Raw genomic sequence first — 256 nt, forward strand, 5'->3', positions numbered from 1 at the left:
TGCCAAGGCTGCACCCGCCGGCGGCAGCGCAGCGGTCGAAGCCGTGCCGGCCACGCCGGACTCAGGCCTGTCCACCTTCGTCAGCGCCGAGATCGCCAAGTCCGAGCGCCCCGAACTGACCAGCGCCAAGATCATCGTCTCGGGCGGCCGCGCCTTGAAGGATGCCGCCACCTTCGAACAGATCATCACTCCGCTTGCCGACAAGCTCGGCGCCGGCATCGGCGCAAGCCGCGCGGCGGTCGACGCGGGCTACGTC

Annotated in this window: 1 protein-coding gene; it reads left to right on the plus strand. The window is 70.7% G+C overall.

The genetic code is table 11. The annotated features are described in order from the left end of the window. A partial coding sequence (locus tag AC2A04_RS18305; RefSeq protein ID WP_484213789.1) for an FAD-binding protein occupies nucleotides 1-256 on the plus strand: 256 nt, incomplete at both ends.

The sequence above is a fragment of the Novosphingobium sp. HNCC26DJ243 genome, from assembly GCF_057180545.1.